Here is a 21,159-nt window from a genome sequence, read left to right as displayed (position 1 = left end):
GATCAGCTTCAGCGGTGTGGACCGCTATCTGGTGGTGGAGTGAAGGTAGGCATTATCTTTCCCCTGCAGTGGCCCGGGATGCATTGGAGCTGGGGACAAAAACAGGGACATTACTTCGTCGAGCCGGACAGCGTTCCTTCCGGCTGGGGTCATAAGGAGGGAACTGCACCGATAAGTTCCTTGGTGTAATCAGCCTGCGGGCTTTCCATAACCTCGAGTGTTTCTCCGACCTCGATAACCTCGCCCTTACGCATGACGGCGACGCGGTCGCAGACGATTCGGACCACGGCCAGATTGTGGCTGATGAACAGCACAGAGAATCCCATCTGGCGTTGGAGGTCTTTGAGGAGGTTCAGAACTGATCCTTGGACCGAGACATCGAGCGCCGAGGTGATCTCATCGGCCAGAATCACTGACGGTCGAGCTGCGATAGCCCGGGCGACTGCCACTCGCTGACGCTGTCCACCGGAGAGCTGCTGGGGCATCCGTTGGGCGTATTCGGCAGGTAGGGATACTGCCTCCAGAAGTGAGGCCACCTCCTCACGTCGCACCCGTGCGGGAGGTACCTTGGTGGCGTCTCGCTGCGATGCAGCCACCAGCGCCTCATCCAGGGATTGCCCGATAGTACGACGAGGGTCGAAACAGGACTGGGGGTCTTGGAATACCATCTGGATGCGCCGGCGTTCACGGGCAGTGGCACCTCGGGCATGGGCGACGTCGACGTCGTCGAGGAGTATGCGCCCCGATGTTGGTTCGGTCAGCCCCACGGCCGCGCGTGCCAAGGTGGACTTTCCCGATCCCGACTCCCCGACCAGTCCGAGAATCTCCCCGGGTTCGATGGCGATATCTACAGAGTCAACCGCAGTGAAAGTGGATGCACCACGACCGTAAGTGACGCTGACTGATTCAAAGGCCAGGCGGTTGCTCATCGCATGCTCTCCTCGGGGGCTGTTTCTGCATCAGAGGAATTACCGGAGCTGAAATCAGCGTCGTCGGGAATTGAGGCCATCGGCCGGTCCCGGGGCGATTCCATTGTCGGCACTGTTTCCATGAGGGCTTTGGTGTAGGGGTGCTGTGCCAGACCGTTGCGGAGGTCGGCTGAGCTGATGTCCTCAACGAGGTGGCCTCGGTACATCACCAGAACCCGGGTGCACAGGGAGGTCACCACGGCGATGTCGTGGGAGACGAACATGATGGCTGTGCCTTCGGCCTCGTTGATGCCGCGGAGCAGGTTGAGAATCTCGGCCTGAACGGTCACATCCAGTGCGGTGGTGGGTTCATCGGCGAGGATCAGCGATGGTTTGCCCATGAGGCCACCGGCGATCATGGCCCGTTGCCGCATACCTCCGGAGTATTCGTGGGGGTATTGGTTAAAGCGACGCTCGGCCTCGGGGATGCGCACATCATTGAGGCGGGTGATCGCCGCATCTTTTGCCTCCTTGCGGCTCATTCCCAGATGCAGCATTCCCGGTTCGGCCACCTGGGTTCCGACCTGTAGAGCTGGGTTGAGTGAGGACATGGGGTCCTGGAAGACCATGGCGAGTTTCTGACCGAAGTGTTTATCCAGTGCTGATGGATGGCCATCAGGTTGGAGCTTGAGGTGTTCGCCGTCGAAATAGGCGGCATCGGCGCTGACATGCAGGGGCGATTCGATGAGTCCGGCCACTGACATCAGGGTCAGGCTCTTACCCGATCCTGACTCGCCGACCATTCCGACGATCTCTCCGGGGGCGACGTCGAATGAGACACCTTCAACCAATGGTCGCCAGTTGGTCTTATCGGCCGGGGCGGCAACGTGAAGGTTCCGGACGGAGAGAACGGATTCTTCATTCACGTCCGCCTCGTCACTGGTGGCTGTGGTGTCCGGCAGGTTCTTGCGCTGGCGAATCCGAGACAGCAGACTCCGGTGAGTATCCGGGGTAAGTACCTTGCCGAGTACTTCACCAAGCAGCACGAAGGTCAGACCAGCCAGGATGATAGCCACTCCCGGCACCAAGGCTGGTGCTGGGGTGACGAAGATTCGGCTGACCCCTTCATTCAAGAGCCGACCCCAGTCGTATTGAGGCACCTGGATCCCGAGGCCGAGGAAGGACAGGCCAGCGAACGCGACTAGAGCATTGCCGGCAGTCATTGCTGCGTTGACGATGAGTGGGTCACGGACATTGGGCAGGACGTGGCGGGCCACGATTTTCCAGGTTGGTACGCCCAGGACTCGGGCCGCTGAGATGAAGTCTCTGCCCCAGACTGATGCAGCCAGGTTATGGGTGAGGCGGCCATAGTTGGGCATCATGGCGATGGCGATGGCCAGGGCGGCAGCGAGGCCGCTTTCACCGAGGATGACGGAGAAGGCGATGGCCAACAGCAGTCCGGGAAAGGCCACTCCGATGTTGATACCGGCCACAATGTAGCGGCCCCCTCGTCCACCGGTGATCAGGGGAAGGAGTCCGAGAATGATGCCGCCCAGGACACCGGCTGCGGTGGCGGCCAGCGCCATCACCACGGAGAGCTGTGTAGCCACCAGCGTGCGCTTGAAGATATCCCGGCCCGAGCCGTCTGTGCCGAAAATATGCTCGTCACTGGGTGGTTCGAGGATGCGGTCGGTGTTGGTCATCCGTGCCTCTTCGCCCCAGATGACCGGGGCGAAGAGTGTGAAGAACAGGAGGGTGAAACATCCGATGATCGCGAGGAGGCCGAGCGGGGTCCCCAGAACCTGCAGCAGGCGTTGTCTTGCGGTCATGATTTATCCAATGCAGTGCGCGGGTCGATAGTGATCAGAACAATGTCGACTATGAGATTGATCAGCAGCACCAGGGAGCCGTAGAAGATGATGATGCCCTGGACCAGGGGGTAGTCCTTCCCCTGGATGGATTCGACGATTGTTCCGCCGAGTCCTGGCCAGGCGAATATGTTCTCCACCAGGACTGTCCCGGCGATCATGCTTCCCAGCATCATTCCGGAGATGGTCAGGGTGGAGGTCAGCAGATTTGGCAGTACATGTCTTCCGTAGAGGCGTACGGGGTTCATGCGTTTGGCCCGGGCTGTGCGCACGTAGTCCTGGCGGAGGACGTTGAGCGCTTCTGCTCGCACAATACGGGTCAGTCCTGCGGTGGATCCCAGTGCAAGGGCCACAACGGGGAGGATGTAGCTGGAGAAATCACTCCTGCCGGCCACTGGTACGAGGTCAAGGTTCACTGCGAAGAAGTAGACCAGGATGATTCCGGCCAGGAATTCGGGGATCACTCCGAGGATTCCGGTGGCTCCGGTGAACCCGACCTCTGTTCCCGGACGCTTATCTCCGCGGGTGAGTGCTCCGAAGAGGAGGCCGAGGCAGATGGAGGTCACGAGGGTCAATGCCACGGCGATCAGCGCAATTTCCAGTGTGGCCGGGGCGCGGGTCATGATCACATCGATGACTGGCATTCGGGAGGTGATGGATTCACCGAGGTCTCCGGTGAATAATCCGCCCCAGAATGCCAGGTACTGGATGATCACCGGTCGGTCGAGACCCAGTTCTGTTCGGCGCTGCTCGACCAGCTCAGCGGGAGCAGCCTCTCCTGCGGAGATACGTGCGGGGTCTCCGGGGATCAGCTGCACCAGCAGGAATGACAGTGAAACCAGGACGAACATGGACACCACGAAGTACATTCCGCGGCGCAGCAGATAACTGACCCAGGGGTTCTGGTTCCAGCCCTGGGCCTTTCCACCCGCTGACTTTGTCATATCGGTACTAGTGGGAGTTACAGACACTAGACCCCCTCATCCGGATTAAGTTCGCGTGTGATGATTCCTCAGTATTGCCCGGGGATGTCCCACTGCGCTTCGTATGATCGCCCAGCAGTCCAGCCCCAACCTTGTAAGGCTGAACCAATGGGGACTACTGAGGCTCTGTGCCGTTGAATTCAGGAACCACCCGCAGAAGCACCTGGGCGGCGAATCGAGCATCGGGGTCTGTGAGGTCTAATCCGGACAGGTCAGAGAGGCGTCGCAGTCGGTATCGCAGGGTATTGGGGTGTACATGCAGTTGATCAGCGGCACTGGAGATATCCCCCATACTGTCGAGCCAGACTCGCAGGGTCGCGACGAAATCTGTGCCATGCCGCATATCGTGCTCCCACAGTCGCGCAACAGGCCCGGTGGCACTCTCATAACCGGAGGCGAATCGATCCCGGAGTTCTAGAATCATCGCCTCCACATGAACATCCGAAAACAGCGATGCCCCTGATTCAGCACCTGGCTGGTTCAGCTGCACCCGCAGTGCTCGTTCAGCCCCCTCCCTGCCGGTGGCGAGGTTTCTGGTGCCGGAAACTACCTGCCCGATGCCGACAGAAAGGGCTGTACGTTTTCCCAGGCGGCAGAGCAGGTCCTCGACCAGCCGCACAGCCTGGGATTCACCGTCGATAACTGATTTCAGCGGAAGCGCACCGTAGATGGTGTCGCCCATCAGGGCCACACATGCTGCCGGATGGACTGCCGCTAAGTGGACGGCGATGGCATCAGTCACCCACTGACGCAGGGCCTGCTCTTCGACGATGCCCTCGAGCTTGTCATTTCCGACCCCGAGCACACTGGCTGCAAAGACTCCTAATGGGGCCTCGTCGATACCTAGTTCACGCATTGAAGCCTCTGCCCCCTGCTCTCCCTCCAGGGCAGTTTTCAACAGTCCAGCGCGTCGTCGTTTCTGGTCGGTATCCGAACCGGCTCGAATCCGGAGGATGTGCAGGGCGGCCACTTTGGCCAGATCTCGGAAACCCTCAAGTGTGTCAGGTTCCAGAGGTTTGGGGACCGCCGCCCAGATGGAGCCCAGGATTTCACCGCCGGCGCCTCGGATAGCAATTGCCGTGCGGTCCTTATAGCCCTCTGCGGTGCTGCTGAGCTTCATATGTACTGGCCGGTCGGAGGAGTAGAGCTCCTGGAAGAATCCGGCTTCGGTGTACTGGCGGATGTATCGTTCAGGAACTTTTCTGGCCAGGATGGTCTCGACACGGGGCTCATCGGCTTCTTCCTGGCCCGAGGAGAATGCGATGACTCGGCAGTTTCGGTCTTCTATTGTCACCGGAGCACCCAGGAGTAGGGCTACAGCATTGGCAAAGGCGAAGAGGTCCCCGCTGGGGACTCCGCCGATCTTCTCACTCCTATGCACCCCGACGTCATCGGCCAGGAGTGAGGAGATCATGCTGTGCAATTGAGTCCAGGATGCCCCGGGTGTCAGCCCCAAGAGGACGACCCCATGCCGCCTGGCCATGGCTGCTGTGACCTCATCGACTGCTGCGGGTTCGCGCACCACCACTGCGGTGACATCCTGGGGACCCAACTCGTCCATCAGGGCACGCAGTTCCTCACCGGCCTCGAACCCGACGCCGAGAACGATGACATCCTCAGAGACTGCCTGCGTATCTATTGGGTCATAGATCATGACCCCACTGACTCTTCGTGATGGATCAGGTACATCCGTCAGGGTGGAGAGGAAAATGGCTCCCAGTTCGAGGATCAGCCGCTCGAGAGTGAGCTTGGGGATATGGACATCTGTCTCTTCGCCCCACTCATTGAAGTTTTGTGCTTGCACCATTCGGCGTCCCTCCACCTCATCACAGGTAAATGATTAGGACATTCTAGTTAACACCTTTTTTGTTTCGAAGCAGTTAACTCTCTGAGTCCTCTGATCAGGTCTGTTTTCCCCTGGGTACGCAAAAAGCCCCCAGGATAATCCCGGGGGCCTGATGCGTAAAGTGCTGGGCTATTACCGAGCAGCCACAACCTGGAGGTCGAGGCTGGCGGTGACGTCAGCGTGCAGCTTCACAGTGGCGGTGTAGTTGCCCACAGCCTTGATCCGCTCGGGAATCTCCACGGTGCGCTTATCGATGCTGCCGAGCCCTGCGGACTCCACAGCCTCAGCCACCTGAGCTGCACCGACGGTGCCGAAGAGGCGGCCGGACTCGCCGGATTTCACACCGATGGTGATCGGCTGGGCCTGCAGCTTCTCTGCGATGGCCTGAGCCTCTTCAACGGTTGCGATCTCGCGAGCCTGGCGTGCAGCGCGGATACGCTCCACGTCCTTCTCGCCGCCCTTGGTCCAAGTCAGGGCGTAGCCGCGGGGCAGCAGGTAGTTACGTGCGTAACCGTCCCGGACCTCGACGATGTCGCCGGCTGCACCGAGTCCAGTTACTTCCTGAGTCAGGATGAGCTTAGCCATAAGTTGTCCTTTCCTTCCTCAGTCGTCTCAGCCGCGGCCTGCGCCGGAGTAGGGCAGCAGGGCCATCTCGCGGGCGTTCTTGATGGCCTGGGCGATCTTGCGCTGCTCCTGGACGGAGACACCGGTAACCCGGCGGGCGCGGATCTTGCCGCGGTCAGAGATGAACTTCCGCAGCAGAGCGGTGTCCTTGTAGTCAATGTGGGTGATATCGGCTGCCTTGAGCGGGTTAGCCTTCGGCTTCACCGGCTTCTTGATGTCAGGCTTTGCCATCGTGGTGCTCCTTTTCATGGTTGGAGCCCGCGTCTACTGCGCGGGATGGTGGTTGATTAATGGTGTTGATCAGAAGGGTGGTTCGTCGCCACCGGGTGCATCCCAGCCGCCGCCCTGGGAGGGCTGACCGCCCCAGGGATCCTGCTGGGGGCCGCCGCCCTGTGGACCGGGGCTGCCCCAGGCGTCGCCGCCTCCGAAGCCGCCCTGGTTGCCACCGCCGCCGAATCCGCCGCCGGGTCCTCCACCCTGGCGGCCTCCGCCGCCCTGGCGCTGGACCTGAGCGGTAGCAAAGCGCAGCGAGGGGCCGATCTCGTCGACATCGAGCTCCCAGGAAGTCCGGTTATTGCCTTCCTTATCCTGGTAGCTGCGAGCCTTCAGCCGGCCCTGGGCGATGACCCGGGTTCCCTTGGTCAGGGACTCGACCACATTCTCAGCCGCTTCTCGCCAGAGCGAGCAGCGCACAAAGAGCGTCTCGGCATCTTTGAACTCATTGGCCTGTCGGTCGAAGTACCGCGGTGTGGAGGCAATGACGAAGTTCGTCACCGCTGCACCCGAGGGGGTGTAGCGCAGCTCCGGGTCCGCAGTCAGGTTTCCGACGACGGTGATGATGGTCTCGCCTGCCATATGTGCTCCTTATGTACCTTCTCGGCTGGTGATGTAGGTCGCTCAGGCGACTTTGAACTCTTCGGGACGGATGATCTTGGTGCGCAGAATGGTCTCATTCAGGCGCAGCAGACGGTCCAGCTCCTTGGCGGAGTCGGGAGTGGAGTGGAAGTCGACGACGGCGTAGATTGCCTCGTTCTTCTTCTGGATCTCGTAGGCCAGCTGGCGGCGTCCCCAAATGTCGATCTTGTCGACGGAGCCGCCGTCCTTCTTGACCAGTTCCATGTACTTGCCCAGAGTGGGCTCCACTGTGCGCTCGTCAACCTCGGGGTCGACCAGCACCATCAGTTCGTAATGACGCATTATTGAACCCACCTCCTTCGGTCTTGCGGTCACGGGATTTCCGTAACAGGAGGTTCTAGATGCGTATGTGCGTCTGGACGCACAACTCATCAATTCTACACCAGGGCCTCGGGGCAGAAAACCCGACGACGACGCCCGCGCTGACCTGCAGTAGAGCGGATTAGGGCAGGTCGGTGGTGAAGAAAGCGGCGATGGCGTCCCGGAGGTAGGCGACGTCGTCGACTCCGCACATCTCACGGGCTGAATGCATGCTCAGCAGCGCGATGCCCACATCCACAGTCCGGATGCCCAGCCGGGTGGCGGTGATCGGCCCGATGGTGGACCCGCAGGGGATGTCGTTATTGGAGACGAACTCCTGGGTCGGCACTCCGGCTGCCCGGCAGACGGCAGCCCACATGGCCGCACCGGGGGCATCGGTGGTGTATCGCTGGTTGGCGTTGATTTTCAGCAGCGGCCCGGCATTGGGCAGCGGCCGGTTGGCCGGGTCATGGCGCTCCGAGTAGTTGGGATGCACTGCATGGCCGGCATCGGAGCTCAGATGCCAGGAGGCTGCGAGCGCCCGCGCCCGGTCTGAGGCGGTGGCGCCGAGGCTTTCGTAGATGCGGCCCAGCACCTCCTCCAGGAAGGGTCCGGCAGCACCGGAGCGGGAGGCCGAACCCAGTTCCTCGTGGTCGAAGGCGGCCAGCATTGGGATCACCGGGGCTGAGCCGTCGGCCTCCAGCAGCGCCTGCAGTCCGGTGAAGACACTGGAGAGGTTGTCCAGCCGGCCGGAGGCGAAGAACTCCTGATCAGCGCCGAAGACACCGGGCTGCTGAGCGTCAGCGACGACGACGTCGTAGCCGTCTATATCTGCCGCATTCACACCGGCGGCCCGGGCCACTACATCCAGAACATCGGCTTCGGCCGCAGCATCCGGGGATCCTGCAAGCCCCAGGATGGGCATAGTGTGCTGCTGTTTGCCCAGTTTGATCCCGTCGGCGTTGACCTGCCGGTCCAGATGGATCGCCAGCTGTGGGATCCGCGCCACCGGCCCGGTGGCTGCCAGATGGGTGGCACCGTCGCGGGTTATCAGCCGGCCGGCCAGGCGCAGCTCACGGTCCAGCCAGGAGTTCAGCAGCGGACCGCCGTAGACCTCCATACCGGCCTGGACCCAGCCCTGTTTGACCACGGTGGACTTCGGTTTCAGCTTGAAGCCGGGGGAATCGGTATGCGCACCGAGGATCCGCAGCGGGGTGGTGGGCTGGACACCCTCGGGGATGATCCAGGCCAGCACCGCGCCGTCGCGGACCACCACGTATTTGCCGGGCTTACCGGTGGTGTCGGCGTCGAAGTGTTCTGACCAGTCCTGATGCTCTCCGAGTTGGGTGAATCCGGCCTCAACCAGACGCTGCGCGGTGACCTCGGCAGCGTGGTAGGAGGATGGTGATTCGGTGACGAACTTGCCCAGATCCTGGATCAACGCATCAGTGGTGGAAGTCATAGCTTCACCCTATCGGAGCCACCCCCGCAGCCCCGGTTCAGGCCAGCAGACCCGATTGGTAGACGTAGACGACCGCTTGGATCCGGTCGCGCAGCTGCAGTTTGGTCAGGATCCTGCGGACATGGGTCTTCACCGTGGCCTCGGAGAGGAAGAACTTCTCGGCGATCTCGGCGTTGGAGAGACCCTCGGCCACTGCGTAGAGAACCTCAGTCTCCCGGGCGGTCAGCGGTTCGCGGGTGATCCCATCGCTGAGTGCATCGGCCACCGCCTGCCCATTGGGGCGGCTGCTCTCGGCCGGCGTCGTCGTCGGGGTTTCTGCGCCTTTGCGGAGGTAGACCTCCAGCAGCCGTTGGGTGATCCGCGGGGCGACCACTGCATCCCCGGAGGCGACCACCCGAACCGCGTCGACGAGGTCATCGGGTTCGACGTCTTTGAGCAGGAAGGCGCTGGCCCCGGCCTGCAGTCCGGAGAAGGCGTATTCGTCCAGGTCGAAGGTGGTCAGGATGATGACTTTGACCTCGCACCAGCGTTTGGCGATCTCCGCGGTGGCCTCGATGCCGTCCATTGTGGGCATCCGGACATCCATGAGCACCACATCGGGGCGGTTCTCCCCGAGGTTCTCGAGCATCTGCACGGCTTCGGCGCCGTCGCCTGCCTCAGCGATCACCTCGAGGTCGTCCTCGCCCTCCAGGATGAGTTTGAACCCCATCCGCAACAGGTGCTGGTCGTCGACCAGCATGACCCGAGTGCTCATTCTGTTCCCTTTCCGGTCAGCGCCTTCTCCTGGGGCGGTTCCAGGACCGCCCGCACCATCCAGCCGTGGTGTTTTCCTGGTCCGGCGTAGACCGATCCATTGTAGAAGCTGGCCCGCTCCTGCATGCCTTGGATGCCCAGGCCCGAGCCTACCGACTCGCGGCGGGTCCCTGATCCGGTGGCCACCCCGTCGTCGGTGATGGTGATGATCACCTGGGCGGCGCCGCTGAGCCCCAGCGCGGCCTGCTCCTTCTCGGAGAAGCCCTGGGCTTTGAGATTCTCCAGCTCAGCCTCGCTGGTGCCGGGCTGGTGCTCAATGCTGACCTCGACCCGGCGGATGTTCTGGGCATAGCGCAGCACATTGGTCAGCGACTCCTGGATGATCCGGTGGACGGTTAGCCCGAAGGCGGCATTCTCCGGCAGGGGCGGTCCGGTGTGCTCGACCCGCAGCGGCAGTCCGGCCTGACGGAAGTTCTCGTAGAGCTCGTCCAGGGATTCGGTGATCGGCCGGCGGGCGTCCTCGACATCCTCACCCTTGCGGAGGACCCCGAGCAGCCGGCGCATATCGGCCAGGGCACTGCGTCCGGTGGAGGAGACCTCCCCGATCACCTCGGTGGCGCGTTCGGGGTCCTTCTTGGCCACCACCCGTGCACCATCGGCCAGCGAGATCATTACCGACAGGGAGTGGGCGACCACATCATGCATCTCACGCGCAATCCGGTTGCGTTCGCCCAGCTGGGCCAGCTCATGGGACTTCTGCGCCCATTCGAGGATCTCGCGTTCGTGGTTATGCCCCCGCCGCACTGCGGTGCCGAGGCCGGTGGCGAAGACCACCGCGGCGGTCATCATGATCGCCATCATCATCAGCACCCAGTATTCAGAGACCTCTTCAGGGAAGGCGTAGAGCCTCATCCAGATACTGGGCCCGTGGTCCTCGATCCAGCGTGGGGCGGTGAGCAGGGTGCTGTAGGCCAGCGCCGTGCCGGGCACAGCCATAAGTAGGCCCCAGCGCAGACCATAACGGTAGCCGACTGCATAGGCGGCGAAGCTCAGGCCGACCATCTGCGCGCCCTGCCACGGGTAGTAGAAGAGCATGGCGGTCTCGAAGACCACCACCAGCACCAACACGGCGATCGGCCGGATATGCCGGAAGAACAGCGCCGCGGCGATCACCAGATGACCGAACAGCAGCCAGCCCCAGCCATGGCTCATATCGATCGCTGCTGCGGGGAAGACCCACAGCGACCAGAGCAGATAGATACCGACGACGACGGCGGACATCCACCAGGGGTGACGCCGGAACCAGCCTCGGATGCCCGGCTTGCGGACCAATCCGAGGCTGTCCCAGCGTTCGAACATCTCCGGGGAGGGTTCGGCTCCGGAGGTCAGGGTCATGGATCTATCTCATCATGCATCCCGGCGGGAGAAGCTCAGCCAGCCCAGGATATTGGGCACGGCCACCCAGATGAGGATTCCGAGGAGTCCCTGCCAAGGTTCGAGGGGCTCGACCATGCCGTAGGCGCCGGCATCGGCTGAGACGAAGGAGTCCAGCAGGGCCATGTACTCGATCTGCAGCAGGGCCTCGACCCATTCAGCACCTTCGGTGACCCCGTACATAATGGCCAGGACCATCTGCACCACGAAGAGGATCAGGGTCAGCACCACGATGGCTCCGGCGGAGCTGCGCAGGAACACACCCAGGCCGAAGCCCATCAGGGTGGTCAGTACTACGACCAGGCCGGTGGCGGCGTACATGCTGAGGATCTCAGTGTCCTGGAAGGGTGCGGTGAGGCTCAGCTCCCCGGAGAACAGGACTACGGCCAGATGCCCCAGGAGCATCATCACCAGGGTGACTCCGGCTGACCAGAGGGTCAGGGCGAATGCCTTGGCGATCAGCAGGGTGGTCCGTCGGGGCACTGCGGTCAGCGAGGAGCGGATGGCTCCGGTGGAGTATTCGGTGGTCATCGCGATCGCACCGAGTGAGCCCAGCAGGATCATCGCGAAGTAGGCACCTGCGGTGCCCTGTTCGGCCAGGGCGAGCTCATCCCCGTTGCCGCCGAAGCTCCGGTAGGAGACGGCGACTGAGCCAGCAATGAACGTTCCGAGGCCGATGGCGATCAGGGAGAGCCACCAGGTGGTGCGCAGGGCCTTGAGCTTGGACAGCTCGGAGCGCATGACTCCGCCGAAGCTGATTCCGGGCAGGCTGGGGTCGACTTCGAAGGGCCGGTGGCCGGCGGTGGCGGATGCGGTGTTGATGGTCATGACCGGTCCTCCTGTCCGCCGGAGCGGTATTCGACGTGTTCACCGGTGAGTTTCATGTATTCGTCCTCCAGGGTGCTGCGCTGTGGAGTCAGCTCATGCAGCACCACCTGGGTCTCCAGGGCGCGCCGACCGATGCTGCGGGCATCCAGACCGGTGACCTCCAGGGTTTCGGCGTCGGTCTGTTCGATGCTGACCCCTTCTGCTCCGAGAGCGCGCCGGAGGTCTGCGGGTTTTTCGGTGCGGACCAGTACCCGCTGTTCACCGCTGTCGAGCAGCTGTCCGATGGGCGCATCGGCAATAATCCGACCCTGACCGAGCACGATGAGGTGATCGGCGGTCTGGGACATTTCGCTCATCAGGTGGGAGGAGACGAAGACGGTGCGGCCTTCGGCGGCCATGTCCCGGGCAAGGCTGCGCACCCAGCGCACACCCTCGGGGTCCAGGCCGTTGACCGGTTCGTCGAAGATCAGCACTGCGGGATCGCCCAGCAGGGCTGCGGCGATACCCAGCCGCTGGTTCATACCCAGGGAGTAGCTCTTGATGCGTTTGCGGGAAGCGGCCCCCAGCCCGGTGAGCTCGATGACCTCATCGACCCGCTTCTTGCTGATCTTATGGGTGGCAGCCAGCACCTGCAGATGACCGCGGCCGGTGCGTCCGGGGTGGGTGGCCCCGGCGTCGAGGACCGCCCCGACAGTGCGCAGAGGTGCCGCGTGCTGGGGGAAGCTTTTGCCGCCGATGGTCACTGAGCCGCTGGTGGGTTTGTCCAGACCCACTGCCATGCGCATGGTCGTGGACTTCCCGGAGCCGTTGGGTCCCAGGAACCCGGTGACTTTACCGGGGGCCAGCTGAAAGCTGATTCCGTCCACGGCTGTTTTGGAGCCGTATCGCTTTCGCAGATTCTCCGCTGTAATCATGTCTCCGAACCTACGGTCCACACCCGGATGAGGTCATCCACCCTGAGGATGAGTTCCCAGCCGGGGTGTCTCATGCCTGGAGCTGAGAGCACCGGGTGTCAGGATGATCGCCGGGACTCCCCGGTGGTCAGATCCAGCACTGCCCGCATCGGCATCTCCACCGGCCCCCGCGGCAGCACTCGCAGCCACAGATATGAAAGCACCAACTGGGTGAGCCACAGACAGATGACGACGACGCCGACTGCCCACTCATCGAGCTGACCGGCAAGTCCCAGCCCGAGCCCGGAGAACAGCAGGGCCAGCACCACTGATTGGCCGAGGTAGTTGCTCAACGACATCCGCCCGGCTGGGGCCAATAGTTGGGTCAGGCCGGGCAGGGCGCGGAAGATCACGAGCGCGATCAGTACATAGCCAGTGGCCTGGATGGGGCCGGCGGCGAAGTTCAGTCCGGTGGCCATCAGCTGGGTGCCGTAGCCGACACCCTCGCCGGTTCCGGGTTCTCCTGGGGTTCCCCAGACCATGACGGCAGCTAGGGCGCTGATGCCCAGTCCCAGGATCAGTGCCGGGACTGCCAGCAGCATCAGACGGCTAGTGCTGAACTCTCCTGCATCGATGCGTTCCAGCAGGTGGCTACGGCCGATGGTGAGCCCGATCAGGAAGGCGGCGAAGGCCATCGGTCCTTGGACCAGCAGGACGGAGAAGACCACAGTGCCATAGGCAGAGGTCTGGAAGCCGAACCACTGGCTGAGGTCCCCGGTGTAGGCGGCCACAGCCTCGGCGGGGTCCCCGAAGAGGCTGATGGTGTCGACTCCGTCTTCCCAGGTGGCATAGCCGCTGCCGAGTCCCAGGACGATCAGCACGATGACCCCGTAGAGCACTCCGGCGATGATCCGGGCGCTGCGGGCTGAGGTGTCGCGCAGGCTCAGCAGTACTAGACCCAGCAGTCCGTAGGCCAGCAGGATGTCCCCTGCGAAGAGGAACAGTCCGTGCAGCAGGCCCAGCACAATCAGGATCCCGCAGCGCAGCAGGGCACGCCGGGTGGTGTCGGTGGATCTGCCGCGTTGGGCCAGCACAAAGCTGAGCCCGAAGAGGAAGCTGAAGATCACATAGGACTTGCCCTCGAAGAGCAGCGAGGCGCTGAAGCGCACCAGCTGGTCGGCTGTGCTGGTGGGGAACTCGGCGATAACCCCGGTGTTCAGCAGATGCGGCTGGGCGAAGTACCAGATATTGACGCTGAGGATCCCCAGCAGCGCCAAAGCCCTTAGAGCATCTACTGCCTGAACGCGCTCATTCACCACGCCACCACGCTAGGCCAAACATAGCGTTCGGTGGCGCAGTTTGACTGTAGTTTCCGGCTGTAGAGCCCCCAGTTATGGTCAAACTGCGCCAGCGTCGGCACTGCGGGCTCAGCTGTTGGATTCTCCGCGGATGAAGGCCTCGACCTTCTCGTGGGCGACGTCGTCGTGGTACTGCTCCGGCGGGGATTTCATGAAGTAGCTGGAGGCTGCCAGCAGGGGCCCCCCGATACCGCGGTCCAGACCGATCTTGGCCGCACGGATGGCGTCGATGATCACACCGGCGGAGTTCGGGGAGTCCCAGACCTCGAGTTTGAGCTCGATGGACATCGGGGCATCACCGAAGTTCCGGCCCTCCAGGCGGATATAGGCCCATTTGCGGTCATCGAGCCAGGGCACGTAGTCGCTGGGGCCGATATGCACATCGCGGTCCTCCAACTTCGCGGAGGTATTGGAGGTCACCGCCTGGGTCTTGGAGATCTTCTTGGACTCCAGCCGGTCGCGCTGGAGCATGTTCATGAAGTCCATGTTCCCGCCGAAGTTCAGCTGGTAGGTCCGGTCGAGGTGGACCCCGCGGTCCTCCAGGAGGTGGGCCAGTTCACGGTGGGTGATGGTGGCCCCGACCTGGGATTTGATGTCATCGCCGACGATCGGCAGTCCGGCGTCGCGGAATTTCTGGGCCCATTCCTCGGTACCGGCGATGAACACCGGCAGAGCGTTGACGAATGCCACCCCGGCGTCGATGGCTGCCTGGGCGTAGAACTTCGCGGCCTCCTCGGAGCCCACCGGGAGGTAGCAGACCAGCACATCGGCCTGGGATTCCTTCAGGGCTGCGACCACATCCACCGGGTCGAAGGCCGATTCGTCGATGGTCTGCCGGTAGTAGCTGCCCAGTCCATCCAGAGTCGGTCCGCGCTGGACGGTGACATTGCTATAGGGCACCTCGGCGATTTTGATGGTGTTGTTCTCGCTGGCGATGATCGCCTCGGAGAGGTCTTTGCCGACTTTTTTGTCATCGACGTCGAATGCGGCGACAAACTCCACATCGTTGATGTGATAGTCGCCGAAACGAACATGCATCAGACCCGGAACGTCCTGGTCATCGGGTGCGTCTTTGTAATATTCGACGCCCTGCACCAAGGAGGCCGCACAGTTGCCGACTCCCACGATGGCTACACGTACCGGGTTCTCTGACAATTGTTTCTCCTTCGCTCGATGCAACCTATCCATCATACTGGGGACGTGCCTTCAGTTGTCCCGCCCTCCGCCTCTGACCCGGTGGTTCGCCATCTCTCGGATAGGTGGGGAGGTCCTGCCGGCCGGCGGCTTACGCCCCGGCGCGGTGGTTTCTGGAGTATTGCACGGATATTGACCGTGATCACAGCCGTGGGTGTGGTGCTTGCTGCGCTGTCCATGCAGTACTGCCGGCTCAATGGGTGGACGAACCCAGAGATGTACCACTGGGGCTGCTATTCCGATGTCGCGGCCCTGTGGTCCGCCCGCGAGCTGGATCAGAGCCCCGGAGCCCCGTTCAACACTGACTACGCGAATTTCGAGTATCCGGCGCTGACGATGATCCTGGCCTCACTGGTCGCCTGGGTCACCCATGGGCTGGACGGGCTCTTCGGTGAAACCGGATTGGCCTACTGGGAGATGCGCAACAGCCTGCTCTACTGGGATCTGACCTTCCTGCTGGCCGCTGCCGCCTGGTTCGTGCTGACCCTGACGGTGATGAAGGCTGCCGGGAACCGGCCCTGGGATGCCCTGATTGTGGCCACCTCCCCGGCAATCATCTTCGGGATCGGGATCAACTGGGACATCTTCCCCGCCGCTGCCCTGGCGCTGGCGATTCTATTCTATCTGCGCCGGCAATGGGTTCTGGCCGGGGTCTTCATCGGCATCGGGGTCTCTCTGAAGCTGTATCCGCTCTTCCTGCTGGGGGCTGCCTTCACTCTGACCCTGCGGGCCTGGCTGATAGATCGTCAGCTGCTGCCTCTGGGTGGGAACAAGACCGACGACGACGCAGCCGCTGAATCAGAAACCGATGAGCCGCCCAGGCCGGCTGCGACCAAAGAGCATATTGCTGACTGGGTGGACTTCGCCCGGCTGACCTTGGCAGCAGTTGTCAGCTGGCTGCTGATCAATATCCCGGTGATGCTGGTCAGTTTTGAGTCCTGGCTGGAGTTCTATGAGTTCTCCGCCTCCCGAGCCCCGGGCTGGTCCTCGCTGTGGCAGGCCTGGGGGGCCCTGCGCGAGGCGCCGATGGAACCGGAGACTGTCTCGGTGCTGAGCCTGGTGTTCTTCACCCTCAGCTGCGCGGCAGTGCTGGCAGTGGGGCTGACTGCCCCGGTGTCACCGCGGATGGTTCAGCTGCTGCTGCTGATTGTTGCGGCCTTCATGATCTTCAATAAGGTCTACTCCCCGCAGTTCATGATGTGGCTGCTGCCGCTGATCGCCCTGGCCGCGCCCCGGTGGCGGGATGTGGGGATCTGGACTGCCGCCCAGGTGTTCCACTTCTGGGTGATCTGGATGCATCTGGCCGCCCGGGACAGCGATGCCAGCGTCCAGCATCTGCTGGATGAGCGAGTCTACCTCGCTGCGGTGGCCATCCATATGCTTTCCACCCTCTATATCTGCGCGGTGGTGCTGGTCGATATCTATCAGCCGCAGCGGGATGTCATCCGCCAGAGCCTCGGCCAGCGCAGCCGAACTCCCTGATCCTCCAGTTCTAGAGGGTCCTTGGGCTCAGAGGTTCTGGGCTGCCCATTCCTTCAGCAGGGCTACGGCCTCATCATGTTCCACCGGGCCGTGTTCCATCCGGTGATCGAGCAGGAATTTATAGGCCTTGCCGACCTGTGGGCCCGGTGAGATCTCCAGGATCTCCATAATCTGCTGACCGTCCAGATGAGGCCGGATCTTGGCCAGCTCCTCCTTCTCCTTCAGCTCCGCAATCCGATCCTCGAGATCGTCATAGGCCCTGGCCAGGCGTGCAGCCTTCTTCTTATTCCGGGTGGTGACATCGGAGCGGGTCAGCCGGTGCAGTCGTTCCAGCTGGTCCCCGGCGTCGGTGACGTAGCGGCGCACCGCTGAATCGGTCCAGTCCTGTTCCCCATAGCCATAGAACCGCATATGCAGCTCCACCAGGTGGGAGACCGCTTTGATGGAGTTCTTATCGAATTTCAGCGCCTGCATCCGTTTGCGGGTCATCTTCGCGCCCACTACATCGTGGTGCCGGAAACTGACCCCGCCGCCGGGTTCGAAGCGCCGGGTCTTGGGTTTGCCCACATCGTGCATCAGTGCGGCAAAACGCAGGATGAAATCGGGGCCGGGGACCGCGCCGTCGTCGTCGGTTTCCAGATCCGCGGCCTGCTCAAGCACCTGCAGGGAGTGCTGGTAGACGTCCTTATGCCGGGCATGTTCGTCATCGAGGCGTTTCAGCGCGGGGATCTCGGGCAGCACCACATCGGCCAGTCCGGTCTCGACCATGAGGTCCACACCGGTGCGGGGGTGGGCGCCGTTGATGAGTTTGACCAGTTCCACCTGGATGCGTTCGGCGGAGATGATCTCCAGCCGGGGGGCCATCTCGGTCATCGCCTGGGAGACCTCATCGGCGACATTCATGCCCAGCTGGGCGGCGAACCGGGCGGCTCGCATCATCCGCAGGGGGTCATCGCTGAAGGATTCCTGGGGAGTGGCCGGGGTGCGCAGCAGCCGGGCGAAGAGGTCACGGATACCGCCGTGGGGGTCGACCAGTTCGAACTGGGGCAGCCGCAGGGCCATGGCGTTGACGGTGAAGTCACGGCGCAGGAGGTCATCCTCCAGGGAGTCGCCGAACTGGACCTGGGGTTTGCGGGAGGAGGGATCATAGGCCTCGGCCCGGTATGTGGTGATCTCCAGGGTGGTGCCGGCCTTGCGGATGCCGATGGTGCCGAAGTCCCGGCCGATGTCCCAATGCGCATCGGCGAAGCCCTCAACGGTGGCGAGAATCTCATCCGGGGTGGCGTCTGTGGTGAAGTCGAGATCACCGGAGGTGCGTTTCAGGAAGAGATCTCGTACCGGTCCGCCGACCAGGGAGAGTTCGAATCCGGCGGCGGCGAAGACTTCACCGAGTTCGACGACGACATCGGGCAGCCAGGCGCCATCGGGGAATCCAGAGGGAAGGTAAGGCATAACCCTCACAGTTTCCCACACACCCGGGGCAGGACTTCCCGCCAGCTCTTTCTGCAGTGCTAGGTTATGGCCCATGTACTGGCTGGTTGGCGCCACGTACTTGGTCGCCGTGCTGATCACGGTGATTCACAGCAGGCAGAACCGCCCATATCGCAGGAGATCCCTTGCCGCGGAATCACGCCCGGCCTTTCTGCATGCAACCTGGGATACCCATCTTCGGGTAACCGGTGAGGTCAACCTCCCGGCTCAGCGGGTGGCTCTGGGTTTTATTCTCGCCGGGCTCTTGATGGGCACTGCCTCGGCAGCTGTCTTGGCGGTACCCGTCTATGACCTGGTGACTGCGCTGATCGAAGGCAGTTTCAGCTGGGAGCCGCTGGCTGTACCGGTTCGTGGAGTTCTTCCAGCGTAAGACCCATCTGCTGAATCATCAGAACCTGTTTCTGTCGAGGACTCAGGCGAACCTGCAGAATGTCATCTTCTGGTTAGACGGGGGCCACCGGGCCGCTGTCGATTCCTGATCTGTCGGCACACACAGCCCCGCCATGGGGTCAGAACCTGAGTGGGAACCACTCCGGTACCTCCTGACGGTTAAAGTAGGTACATGACTAAAGCGGAAACCGAAGGTGAACGGATGACCCCATTGACGGTGTCAATGGGCGCTCGCCGTGCCAATGGTGCCGCTTTGACCCGCAGCAACGGGCATCTTCCCACTGTCGAGGAGGTCAGCGCCGGCGGCGTGGTGATCACTCCGGCAGCCCGGGGCTTCGATGTGGCCATCATTGCTCGTTACAATCGCGGCGGACGGCTGGAGTGGTGCCTGCCCAAAGGTCACCCCGAAGGCGCCGAAACCTACGAGGAGGCCGCCGTGCGTGAAGTGGAGGAGGAGACCGGCATCGCTGGGTCGATCCTCACGGATCTGGGCAGTATCGAATACTGGTTCACCGTACCCAGTCACCGGGTGCATAAAACGGTTCACCATTTCCTGCTGGAGGCAGTCGGCGGTGAGCTGACCATCGAGAAGGACCCCGACCACGAGGCCGTGGATGTCGCCTGGGTCAATCTCGAGGACTTGGACCGGATTCTCTCCTTCCCGAATGAACGGCGCATCGTAGCCAAAGCCAAGCAGGTCATCCAGGATTCTGTGTGAGCCAAAACACTCCTTCGCATGTCCCCAAAGAAGGCATGGCGGCCGCCTCTGCTCTGATGGCAGCGGGCACCATGGTCTCCCGTCTGCTGGGGTTCGTCCGCTCCTTCCTCTTGATCATCGCCATCGGTTCCACCACCCTGATGGGCGATGTCTTCGAAAAGGCCAACAGCATCCCGAATGTGATCTATGTGCTGCTGGCCGGGGGCATGTTCAATGTGGTCCTGGTGCCACAGCTGATCAAGGCGGCCAAGGCCCCTGACCGCGGCTCGGACTACACCTCCAGGCTGCTGACACTGACGGTAACGATTCTGGCCGCCACCGCCCTGGTGATCACCCTGGCGGCCTATCCGATCATCAAGGCCCTGACCTACGACTGGACCGAGCCCATGCTGGCCCTGGGGACGGCCTTTGCGATTTGGACGCTGCCGCAGATCTTCTTCTACGGGCTCTATGCGGTGGTGGGCCAGGTGCTCAACGCGAATGCGAAATTCGGTTGGTACATGTGGGCTCCGGTGCTGAACAACATCATCGCCATCGGGTTCATCATCACCTTCATCGTTCTCTTCGGCAGCTACTCCGCTGAAGCCGACCAGGCCGCTGAGTGGACCACCACCCAAACCGTGCTGCTGGCCGGCGGCCATACCCTGGGCGTGATTGCCCAGGCGCTGCTGCTGCTGTGGCCGCTGTCCAAACTGGGCCTGAAACTGCGGCCGAAATTCGGTGTCCGCGGTCTGGGCCTGGGCACCACCGGCAAGGTCGCCCTCTACACACTGATCACCATGCTGGCCGGGAACTTCTCCATCCTGCTGCATATGCGCCTGGTCTCCGGTGCCACCGCAGCCCGGGAAACAATGCCCGATGGCGCCCATGTCCCCGGAGAGCTGGCGGCCAATACCGCAGAACTGATTGTGATCCTGCCGCATTCGGTCTTTGTGCTCTCCATTGCGACCGTGCTGTTCAACCAGCTGGCCGATTCCATGCAGGCCCATCGGTTGAACACAGCCCGAGAGCTGATCAACCGGGGTATGCGCATCTTCGCGATCCCGATCATGTTCTTCACTGTGCTGTTCGTGGTGATGGCGGGTCCCATCGGCCGGCTCTTCGCAGGCTCTCATGCGGAATCCGCCTTGGCCGGTGCGGCCATTGGTCAGCTGTTGCTGATCTATGCGGTGGGACTGCCCTTCCGGTCCACTCAGTTCTATCTGATGCGTGTGTTCTATGCGGCGGAGGATGCGAAGACTCCGATGCTGGTCACAGTGGCCCTGGTGCCGATCGGCTTGGCGATCACCCATATCTGCGCCTGGCTGCTGCCGCATCACTACATGCCCTATATCGTCGTCGGGCTCTTCAGCTCCCTGAATCTGGCGCGGACCTGGATCTTCCACCGGATCATTGTCCGGCGCTGGGGTCACTACGGGCTCGGCAGTGTCCTGGGCGCCTATGTCAGCTCCGGATTCGCCGCTGTGGCCTCCGGGCTGGCCGGTGGCGGGGTTCTGCTGCTGCTGGGTGGATTCACCTCTGGCTTCGCCTGGAACTCCCTGTTCACCGCCGCAGTCAGCTGCACTCTGGTGGGCCTGGTGATGGGCGCGGTCTATGTTGTGGGGCTGCGGCTGCTGAATGTGCGCGAGTTCAACGAATTTCTTGAGCCGCTGAGCCGCCGGATCCCAGCACTGGGCAAGTTGGCCCGGTAGTCTTAGCTGCGAACATCCTCC

The 21,159-nt window shown here is 62.5% G+C and carries 20 protein-coding genes; 4 read left to right on the top strand and 16 right to left on the bottom strand.

Translation table 11 applies throughout. From position 1 onward, the window contains the following. Positions 1-149: 149 nt before the first annotated feature. The 15 genes from HGQ17_RS10770 to HGQ17_RS10700 all read right to left on the bottom strand — a co-directional run bounded on the left by HGQ17_RS10770 (position 150) and on the right by HGQ17_RS10700 (position 15,327). Complete coding sequence (locus tag HGQ17_RS10770; RefSeq protein WP_168887946.1) at positions 150-929, bottom strand: ABC transporter ATP-binding protein; 780 nt, start codon at positions 927-929, stop codon at positions 150-152. Then, the gene (locus HGQ17_RS10765; RefSeq protein ID WP_168887945.1) at positions 926-2,737 is read right to left on the bottom strand and encodes a dipeptide/oligopeptide/nickel ABC transporter permease/ATP-binding protein; all 1,812 of its coding nucleotides are present in this window, start codon (positions 2,735-2,737) and stop codon (positions 926-928) included. Before HGQ17_RS10765 ends, HGQ17_RS10770 begins: the two co-directional genes overlap by 4 nt. Next, positions 2,734-3,720 carry an ABC transporter permease gene (locus tag HGQ17_RS10760; protein ID WP_168887944.1) on the bottom strand — a complete coding sequence of 329 codons (987 nt, stop codon included), beginning with the start codon at positions 3,718-3,720 and terminating at the stop codon, positions 2,734-2,736. Before HGQ17_RS10760 ends, HGQ17_RS10765 begins: the two co-directional genes overlap by 4 nt. A 154-nt stretch (positions 3,721-3,874) precedes the next feature. Further along, on the bottom strand, positions 3,875-5,566 hold the full coding sequence (locus tag HGQ17_RS10755; RefSeq protein WP_168887943.1) for a PucR family transcriptional regulator: 1,692 nt from the start codon (positions 5,564-5,566) through the stop codon (positions 3,875-3,877). Between the two features lie 171 nt (positions 5,567-5,737). Further along, the gene (rplI, locus tag HGQ17_RS10750) at positions 5,738-6,190 is read right to left on the bottom strand and encodes a 50S ribosomal protein L9 (protein ID WP_168887942.1); all 453 of its coding nucleotides are present in this window, start codon (positions 6,188-6,190) and stop codon (positions 5,738-5,740) included. Positions 6,191-6,217: 27 nt separating this feature from the next. Continuing rightward, positions 6,218-6,460 carry a 30S ribosomal protein S18 gene (gene rpsR / locus HGQ17_RS10745; RefSeq protein ID WP_168887941.1) on the bottom strand — a complete coding sequence of 81 codons (243 nt, stop codon included), beginning with the start codon at positions 6,458-6,460 and terminating at the stop codon, positions 6,218-6,220. A gap of 69 nt (positions 6,461-6,529) precedes the next feature. Continuing rightward, a complete protein-coding gene (locus tag HGQ17_RS10740) occupies positions 6,530-7,084 on the bottom strand; it encodes a single-stranded DNA-binding protein (protein WP_168887940.1) in 555 nt (184 codons plus the stop codon). A 42-nt stretch (positions 7,085-7,126) separates the two neighbouring features. Further along, positions 7,127-7,426 (bottom strand): 30S ribosomal protein S6, encoded by a 300-nt coding sequence (rpsF, locus tag HGQ17_RS10735; RefSeq protein ID WP_168887939.1) that lies wholly within the window; start codon positions 7,424-7,426, stop codon positions 7,127-7,129. Positions 7,427-7,586: 160 nt separating this feature from the next. Further along, the gene (locus HGQ17_RS10730) at positions 7,587-8,906 is read right to left on the bottom strand and encodes a M18 family aminopeptidase (RefSeq protein WP_168887938.1); all 1,320 of its coding nucleotides are present in this window, start codon (positions 8,904-8,906) and stop codon (positions 7,587-7,589) included. A 37-nt stretch (positions 8,907-8,943) separates the two neighbouring features. Further along, positions 8,944-9,660: a response regulator gene (locus tag HGQ17_RS10725; RefSeq protein WP_168887937.1), complete on the bottom strand. Its 717-nt coding sequence runs from the start codon at positions 9,658-9,660 to the stop codon at positions 8,944-8,946. Next, positions 9,657-11,054: a sensor histidine kinase gene (locus HGQ17_RS10720; protein ID WP_168887936.1), complete on the bottom strand. Its 1,398-nt coding sequence runs from the start codon at positions 11,052-11,054 to the stop codon at positions 9,657-9,659. The genes HGQ17_RS10725 and HGQ17_RS10720 overlap by 4 nt, the downstream gene beginning before the upstream one ends. A gap of 12 nt (positions 11,055-11,066) precedes the next feature. After that, the gene (locus tag HGQ17_RS10715; RefSeq protein ID WP_168887935.1) at positions 11,067-11,921 is read right to left on the bottom strand and encodes an ABC transporter permease subunit; all 855 of its coding nucleotides are present in this window, start codon (positions 11,919-11,921) and stop codon (positions 11,067-11,069) included. Continuing rightward, positions 11,918-12,835: an ABC transporter ATP-binding protein gene (locus tag HGQ17_RS10710; protein ID WP_168887934.1), complete on the bottom strand. Its 918-nt coding sequence runs from the start codon at positions 12,833-12,835 to the stop codon at positions 11,918-11,920. The genes HGQ17_RS10715 and HGQ17_RS10710 overlap by 4 nt, the downstream gene beginning before the upstream one ends. 98 nt (positions 12,836-12,933) lie before the next feature. Beyond that, entirely contained in the window at positions 12,934-14,133 is a 1,200-nt protein-coding gene (locus tag HGQ17_RS15735; RefSeq protein WP_168887933.1) for a DUF418 domain-containing protein, read from the bottom strand. A gap of 108 nt (positions 14,134-14,241) precedes the next feature. Then, positions 14,242-15,327 (bottom strand): inositol-3-phosphate synthase, encoded by a 1,086-nt coding sequence (locus tag HGQ17_RS10700; RefSeq protein WP_168887932.1) that lies wholly within the window; start codon positions 15,325-15,327, stop codon positions 14,242-14,244. A gap of 177 nt (positions 15,328-15,504) precedes the next feature. On the opposite strand from HGQ17_RS10700, the gene HGQ17_RS10695 reads away from it, so the two are divergent. Beyond that, entirely contained in the window at positions 15,505-16,848 is a 1,344-nt protein-coding gene (locus HGQ17_RS10695; protein WP_168887931.1) for a glycosyltransferase family 87 protein, read from the top strand. Positions 16,849-16,875: 27 nt separating this feature from the next. On the opposite strand, the gene HGQ17_RS10690 is transcribed toward HGQ17_RS10695, so the two are convergent. Further along, complete coding sequence (locus HGQ17_RS10690; RefSeq protein WP_168887930.1) at positions 16,876-18,300, bottom strand: CCA tRNA nucleotidyltransferase; 1,425 nt, start codon at positions 18,298-18,300, stop codon at positions 16,876-16,878. Positions 18,301-18,373: 73 nt separating this feature from the next. On the opposite strand from HGQ17_RS10690, the gene HGQ17_RS10685 reads away from it, so the two are divergent. From HGQ17_RS10685 to murJ, 3 genes are all read left to right on the top strand, one after another. Next, positions 18,374-18,709, top strand: coding sequence for a hypothetical protein (locus HGQ17_RS10685; RefSeq protein ID WP_168887929.1), 336 nt, complete (start codon positions 18,374-18,376; stop codon positions 18,707-18,709). Positions 18,710-18,952: 243 nt separating this feature from the next. Next, positions 18,953-19,447: an NUDIX hydrolase gene (locus tag HGQ17_RS10680; RefSeq protein ID WP_168887996.1), complete on the top strand. Its 495-nt coding sequence runs from the start codon at positions 18,953-18,955 to the stop codon at positions 19,445-19,447. Then, positions 19,444-21,138 (top strand): murein biosynthesis integral membrane protein MurJ, encoded by a 1,695-nt coding sequence (gene murJ / locus HGQ17_RS10675; RefSeq protein ID WP_324615258.1) that lies wholly within the window; start codon positions 19,444-19,446, stop codon positions 21,136-21,138. The genes HGQ17_RS10680 and murJ overlap by 4 nt, the downstream gene beginning before the upstream one ends. Positions 21,139-21,159: the final 21 nt, after the last annotated feature.

Origin of the sequence: Nesterenkonia sedimenti, from assembly GCF_012641515.1 — a bacterium.
In the GTDB taxonomy this organism is placed as follows: Bacteria; Actinomycetota; Actinomycetes; order Actinomycetales; family Micrococcaceae; genus Nesterenkonia; species Nesterenkonia sedimenti.
This window is presented reverse-complemented; position numbering and strand designations above follow the sequence as displayed.